Here is a 6751-nt window from a genome sequence, read left to right as displayed (position 1 = left end):
AGGAACGACAACGCGGCTTCCGACAGGATCGCATTGGCGACCAGCAGGGCCGTGGAGACGAGAATGGGCGTCATCGCGTTCGGCAGGATTTCGATGAAGATCAAATGCGCGTCGCTGGCGCCTATCGCTGTGCTCGCGCTCACGAATTCGCGCTCTCGCAACACAATGAATTCGCCCCGCGTCAGGCGCGCGATGCTGGGCCATGCCGTCACGCCGAGCGCAAAAACGATGGTAGTGAGCGATGGTGTCAGAATGGCGACAAGAATAATGGCGAGCAGGAAGGGCGGTACGGTCTGAAAAAATTCGGTAATCGCCATGAGAAGCTGATCGATCAGACCTCCGAAATAACCTGCGATGCCACCAATCAGAATGCCTAGAACGAGTGCGATAACGGCGACAGATCCGCCCACGTACAACGAGACGCGCGCCCCGTGAAAGAGCCCCGCGAGCAAGTCGCGCCCCATCAGGTCCGTGCCGAGCGGGAAACCGCTGCTAGCGCCCGGCCATTGATAAGGCGCGGCCACCATATCGAGCGGATCACCGGGGAAAAGCCAGTTTGCCGATAACGCAGCGCCCACGGCCAGCACGAGCAGAAGGGCACCGAAGAACGCCGACGGCTGACTAAAAAAATGCAGGATTTTTTTCATTGCCGATGCCTCGTACGCGGATCAATCAAGCCATAAAGCAGGTCTACGATCAGATTTAGCACGACTACCAGAACAGCAGACAGCAGCAACACGCCGACCAGCAGATTCACGTCCCGGCTCTTGATCGCTTCGAACGAAAGCTGCCCGAGTCCCGGCCAGCCGAACACCGTTTCCACGATGATCGAGCCACCGAGCAATGCGCTGCTTTGCAGGCCCAGCATGGTGAGAACCGGCAGCACGGCGTGACGCAATGCGTGGTGCGTCACCACGTACCACGGTCGTCCTCCCTTGGCGCGAGCGGTGCGAATGAATTCTTCCTGGAGCGTCTCGATCATCGATGCACGCGACAATCGTGCGAAGACAGCGACGTAATAAAGCACGAGTGTGGCGGCAGGCAGCACAAGATGACGCAGCCGGTCGAGCAGTAGCCCAAAGCCATGATGAGCAATATTCGTATCGACAATACCGCCGATCGGCAGCCATTCCAGGTGAACGCCGAACACCACGATGAGCATTAGCGCCGTCCAGAACATGGGCGCGGAATAGCCGAGGGTTGCGAGCGTGGATAAAAGCGTGTCGACGAAACCATGCGGCCGGCGTGCGGCGAGCACGCCCAGCAGCACGCCGAGCAACACTGAGATAACCAGTGCTGTGCCGATCAACACCAGCGTGGCCGGCAAGCGCTCGAATATCAGCGTTGCGACCGGCTCGCCAAAGCGAAACGAAAAGCCGAGATCGAGCCGTAGTGCATGCCCGACGTAATGGAGCAACTGCCACGCGACACTGTGGTTAAGCCCGTAAGCTTCACGAAGCTGGGCCACATACTGCGGCGAAACATTACCGCTTTCGCTCGCGATGACATCGACGAGATCGCCCGGCATCAGCTTGAGCAGCACGAAGTTGAGCACCGTGGTGCCGAGCAAAACCAGCACCAGTTGAATCAGGCGGCGCCGGACCCTGCGCCCGGCGATGCGTCCGGCAATCCCGGATGTCAGTTGCAGCATGGTTGCTAAGCCTTGTCGAACCAGACTCGCGCAAAATTGGCACGCGAATGGCTGGCGGTGTCGGTGACGTTGCGCAGGTTTTTAGCCCACACGCCGAACCAGCGGAACTCAAACAGGTTGATGAGCGACAGGTCGCGTTGAGCGATTTTTTGCAACTGGAAGTACAGGTCGCGTCGTTTGGCCGGATCGGTTTCCGTTTGCGCTGCTTCGATCACATGGTCCATCTCGGGGCTTGCATAGCCGGACGCGTTGAACCAGGGCGTGCCTTTGGCTTCCGCTTTCGACCAGTAATGCTGCTCGATGCCGATCTGCGGATCCAGGCCGTCGGTGCCCCAACTGCTGATGAGCTGGAAGTTGTAGTCGGTGAATACGTTCTTGATCCAGGTCGGCAGATCCTGTCCGCGCAACGTCACGTCGATACCGACCCGGCGCAGCGCCTGACGCACGAACTCACCGGTGCGGCGATAGTCGTCGCCATACGGAATGAAGTCGTGGTTGAGCTTGAAGCGCCACCCGTCCGCTTGCTTGGGGAAGCCCGCTTTGTCGAGCAGGGTTTCGGCAAGCTTGGGATCGTACGGATACTGCTGCGTGTCGGGCGTATAGAACGCTTTCACCAACGATGATTCCGGCCCCGTGGCGGGCACGGCGTAGCCGCCCCACACAGTCTTGACCAGTACGTCGCGGTTGATCGCGTGCGCGATCGCCTGACGAACTTCGAGCTTGGCGAGAATGGGGTCGCGCAGGTTCGGTTCGAGCCAGAACCACGCCGCGTAGCCTTTATACCCTTCCCGCGACACCACGAGGTTCGGCAGCGTGGCAAGCCGGTCCGCATCCGCGAACGTCACCGGGTTGCGCTCGCCATATTGCGCGGCGCCGGTTTCGAGCGCGGTCGCGCGACCGGACACGTCGGGTGTGATCTTCCACGTCAGGCGGTCGAGATACGGCTGGCCGGGCGCCCAGTATTTTTCGTTGCGATCCAGCACGATGCGGTCGCCGCGCAGCCATTCCTTGAACACGAATGGTCCGGTTCCCACCGGTTTGTTGTTGTACGGATTGTTGCGAATATCCGTGTTTTCGTAGAGATGCTTCGGCAGGATCGGCGTGCCGAGCGAATCGAGAATACCGAAGGTGGCAGGCGTCGATTTCGACAGATGCAGGACGACCGTGTGCGCATCGGGTGTGTCGATTTTCGTCAGGTATTGCAGCACGCGGCGCGATGCCGGGCTGATCTTGAGCCAGACTTCTTCGGCGGAAAATTTCACGTCGGCAGCGGTAAACGGCTGGCCGTCATGCCAGGTCGCGTGCTGACGCAGCTTGAAGGTCCAGGTGAGGCTGTCGGGCGAAACCGTCCAGCTTTCCGCCAGTTGGGGACGCGGCTTCAGGTCGGGACCGTATTCAACCAGGCCATCGAAAATCTTGCTCGCGACCGCGCCAATCATGGTCGCAGAATTCACAAAGAATGCCAGAGTCGGCGGTTCCGGATGAATGACTGCGGTCAACGTGCCGCCGCGCTTGGCGCCGTCCAGCGTAATCGGCAGCGGTTCGGTCAATGCCCATGCCTGACCCGTGAACATGAACGGCGTGGCCGCGCCCGCGAGCAATGCGCCGGCGCCTTTGAGCAAGCGCCGCCGCTTGAGATCGGCGACGGCCGCGCCTAGCGGGTCATCGCGAAACAGGAGCGTCGAGGTCGAAGGCGGGAGTGGCTTGGGGCGCTTGGATGTCACGATGAATTTTCCTTGTGGTGAGCGGTGGCGGCACATGCGACGCCGGTACGGCGTCGATCAGGGCGCGTGTGTAGGGATGCTGTGGTGAAGTCCAGATGGAGAGGTGGTCCCCGGTTTCGACCAGACGTCCTGCTTGCATCACGAGCACGCGATCAGCGATATAGCGGACGACAGAAAGGTCATGCGAGATGAAGAGCAGGGCGAGCCCGAGTTCGGCCTTGAGGTCGGCGAGGAGATCGAGAATCTGGGCTTGTATCGATACATCGAGCGCCGACACCGGCTCGTCGCAGATCACCAGTTCAGGTTCGAGCACGAGCGCCCGCGCAATGCCTATGCGTTGTCGCTGGCCGCCGGAAAACTCGTGCGGGTAGCGGTGCAATGCCGAAGAAGGCAGGCCGACCGCATCGACCATGCGGCGAATTTTTGATTCGCGTTCACGCCGTTGCGACACGCCATGAATCGCCAAAGCAAGGCCTAGTGTTCGCTCAACAGTGTGGCGCGGATTGAGCGAGCCGTACGGGTCCTGAAAGATCATCTGCACGCGTTTGCGATACGGACGTAATGCACGTCGCCGGCGATGCGTGATGTCGTCGCCATCGAATACGATGCTGCCGCCCGCCGGTTCCAGGAGTCGCGTCAACGCGCGGGAAAGCGATGACTTTCCGCAGCCCGATTCCCCGACGAGTCCCACGGTCTCGCCTTCCCAGATGTTGAACGAAACACCGTCGACTGCGCGCACGCTGCGACCCGAGCCGGTGCCGGGATAGTCGACCTGCAAACCGGTCACTTCGAGGAGGATGCGCGAGTCGTCTCGTTTCGCGGTCGCGTCGGTCACGGGGCGCCGCTCGCTGATTGTTTCTGTCAGGCGGCCGTCACGATAATGCAGTCCCGCGCCGAAGTGCAGCGACGCGCCAAGCAGCGCACGAGTGTATGGCTGCGATGAGTGCGCGAACAATGTTGCGGTGTCCGCTTCCTCCACCTTCGTGCCGTCCTTCATCACGATCACTCGGTCAGCCCAGCGCGCGACGACACCAAGGTCGTGCGTGATCAGCAAGACGGCCATCGATAACTCGCGTCGCAACTGGTCGATGAGTTCGAGGATTTGCGCCTGGATGGTGACGTCGAGCGCGGTCGTGGGTTCGTCGGCAATCAGCTGACCTGGACGGCACGCTACCGCGATTGCGATCATCACGCGTTGTCGCTGGCCGCCGGAAAGCTGGTGCGGATAGCGATCGAAGCGCAGTGCCGGATCGGGAAGGCGCACAAGATCCAGAAGCTCGAGCGCCTGTTTGCGCGCAGCTGAAAACGACATCGGCCGATGCAGCGTCAGCGCCTCGGCGACTTGTCGCCCGATTGGCTGAAGCGGGTTGAGCGACGTCATTGGCTCCTGGAAAATCATGCCGATGCGGTTTCCCCTTAGGGCGCTCCATTCGCGCTCTCGCAGTGTGAGCAGTGCCTGGCCTTCGAAACGTATTGATCCTTCTACATGCGCTTGCGCCGGCAGAAGTCCCATTGCAGCCAGTGCAATCGTTGATTTGCCACTGCCCGATTCACCGACCAGCGCCAGCATTTCACCGTGTTTAATGGAGAGATCGATGGGGTGAACGGCCGGACGTCCGCCAAACGACACGGCCAGCTTGTTCAGTTCGAGCAGGGGAGTTGTCGGGTTCATGTCTACAGTCGCCGCTCTCTGACGCGGGAGCCGATCACACTGTTTCCGCTGCTGTTTTCATCGACGAGATGCTCGATAGTCGAAAACCGTCGTTTAAGCAGATAAGGTGCTTCGCAAGTTGGGTGTAGGCTGATGTCGAAGGCATGACGGCTGCCGGAACGCACCTTGAAAGCGCACAGAGGGATGTTTTGGCTCATGGTGGGCCACGCGACCGGCTAAAGAAATGAAGAGGAGTGATCGCCTTGCGTTGGGTAGTACGCGACTATCACGCGAGCAGCACGCGAGCGACGAAGCAGGATCGCAAGGATGGCATGGTTGCGCTTTTTGGCTAACCATCGAATTGACATTTGCTTTCCATGAAAACGATGTGAGCGCCGCGCAGTCCACGCGAAGTGGTCCGTGTTTTTATTGCCCGGGATCTCGACGGGCCGAAACCTGCAGCAATCAGGGCTCGTTCAGAACGGCGCAGCGGTTACGCCGGCAGAGCGGCGGCTACTCGTTTCCGAAATCCTGTTGCGCCGCGCTTAGCGCGGCGCGCGCGGCCGTGCCCCGCAACAGTGCGTTCGATGGCGCATGAATCCGGCCGCACAGCACATTGCGATGGTGCCGTTCCAGCGGGTTGCGACGCGCCAGTCCGTGGTTGCCCGCCAGTTCAATGGCGAGTTGTACTGACTGTGCAGCGTTGTCGATAACCACATGCTTGAGCGTGCCTGCCAGCGAATCGGGCGCAGTGCCCGCATCAAAAGCCTCGGCATGACTGCGCATCAACCAGTCGTTGGCCGCAAGCAGGATTTCGATTTGCCCCACGATCTCCTGTACGGTTGGCAGACTGGCGAGTGCGGCACCGCCGAGCGCACTGGGACGCCGCTGGTTCAGGAAGTCGAGGAGCCAATCGCGTGCGGCCCGCGCGGCGCCATCGTAGACCGCGCCTAGCAAGCTGAAATACCAGGCAATGCCTTGCGCGTCGCGCTGCAGTCCAAGACGAGCAGGCTTCAGCGCGACCACGTCTGCGAGTGGGATGGCGACATCCGAAAAAATGACATCGTGGCTCGCCGAAGCGCGCATGCCGATCGGATCCCAGGTCTCCTCTATGTGCAGGCCCACCGCATCGCGAGGCACCAGGAAATGGCCGAGTCGCGGTTCGTCCTCGTCGGTCCGCGCCAGCACATTGATCCAGGACAGCAGCGGCACGCCGGTTACGTAGATCTTGTGTCCGGACAAACGCCACTGGTTGCCCTCGCGACGAGCGACGGTATCGGGCATGCCGCCGTGCGAGGGCGAGCCGAGCGCCGGTTCGACTTGGGCGGCATTGATCAGCGAGCGCCCCATGACGGATTCATCCGTGAGCCGACGTATAAGGTGAGCGGGCCAGTCAGAATCGCCGCTTGTTGCGGATCGGGCAATCGCAGCGTGCTGCGCATAGTGCATGGCAAGGATCAGCGCGACCGATGGATCGCCTTGGGCTATCGCGCTCACCACGGCGCGCGCTACGGCAAGGCCCGCACCATAGCCACCAGAGGATTGCGCGATTGTGAGTCTCAACAATCCGGCTGCGTTCAGCGCGTCGAATTGCGCGCTCGGTGGCTCGCCGGTGCGGTCGTGATTGGCCGCGCTGAGCGCAAACTGAGCGCCCAACTCAGTAGCTTTACTGATCAATTCCCTGTGGGATGGTACATGGTTGTCGGGTGCGGGGGACGTACTCAT

General features: G+C 61.0%; 5 protein-coding genes. All 5 read right to left on the bottom strand.

Annotated features, from left to right (window positions below; translation table 11 throughout):
• Positions 1 to 647 (bottom strand): ABC transporter permease (locus tag EOS_RS15710; RefSeq protein ID WP_047847586.1); only part of this gene is annotated, 647 nt, incomplete at its 3' end.
• A complete protein-coding gene (locus tag EOS_RS15705; protein WP_087881951.1) occupies positions 644 to 1651 on the bottom strand; it encodes an ABC transporter permease in 1008 nt (335 codons plus the stop codon). The genes EOS_RS15710 and EOS_RS15705, both read right to left, overlap by 4 nt.
• A gap of 5 nt (positions 1652 to 1656) precedes the next feature.
• On the bottom strand, positions 1657 to 3375 hold the full coding sequence (locus EOS_RS15700) for an ABC transporter substrate-binding protein (RefSeq protein WP_407639140.1): 1719 nt from the start codon (positions 3373 to 3375) through the stop codon (positions 1657 to 1659).
• Positions 3314 to 5047, bottom strand: a complete 1734-nt coding sequence (locus EOS_RS15695) for an ABC transporter ATP-binding protein (protein ID WP_047847584.1) — start codon at positions 5045 to 5047, stop codon at positions 3314 to 3316. Before EOS_RS15695 ends, EOS_RS15700 begins: the two co-directional genes overlap by 62 nt.
• A 492-nt stretch (positions 5048 to 5539) precedes the next feature.
• Entirely contained in the window at positions 5540 to 6751 is a 1212-nt protein-coding gene (locus tag EOS_RS15690) for an acyl-CoA dehydrogenase family protein (protein ID WP_047847583.1), read from the bottom strand.

Origin of the sequence: Caballeronia mineralivorans PML1(12), assembly GCF_001028175.1 — a bacterium.
Taxonomy (GTDB): Bacteria; Pseudomonadota; Gammaproteobacteria; order Burkholderiales; family Burkholderiaceae; genus Caballeronia; species Caballeronia mineralivorans.
This window is presented reverse-complemented; position numbering and strand designations above follow the sequence as displayed.

Excerpts from the sequence above, each read along its gene's own strand:
- EOS_RS15705 (WP_087881951.1), bottom strand. The coding sequence starts at position 1,651 with ATGCTGCAACTGACATCCGGGATTGCCGGACGCATCGCCGGGCGCAGG.
- EOS_RS15695 (WP_047847584.1), bottom strand. The coding sequence starts at position 5,047 with ATGAACCCGACAACTCCCCTGCTCGAACTGAACAAGCTGGCCGTGTCG.
- EOS_RS15690 (WP_047847583.1), bottom strand. The coding sequence starts at position 6,751 with ATGAGTACGTCCCCCGCACCCGACAACCATGTACCATCCCACAGGGAA.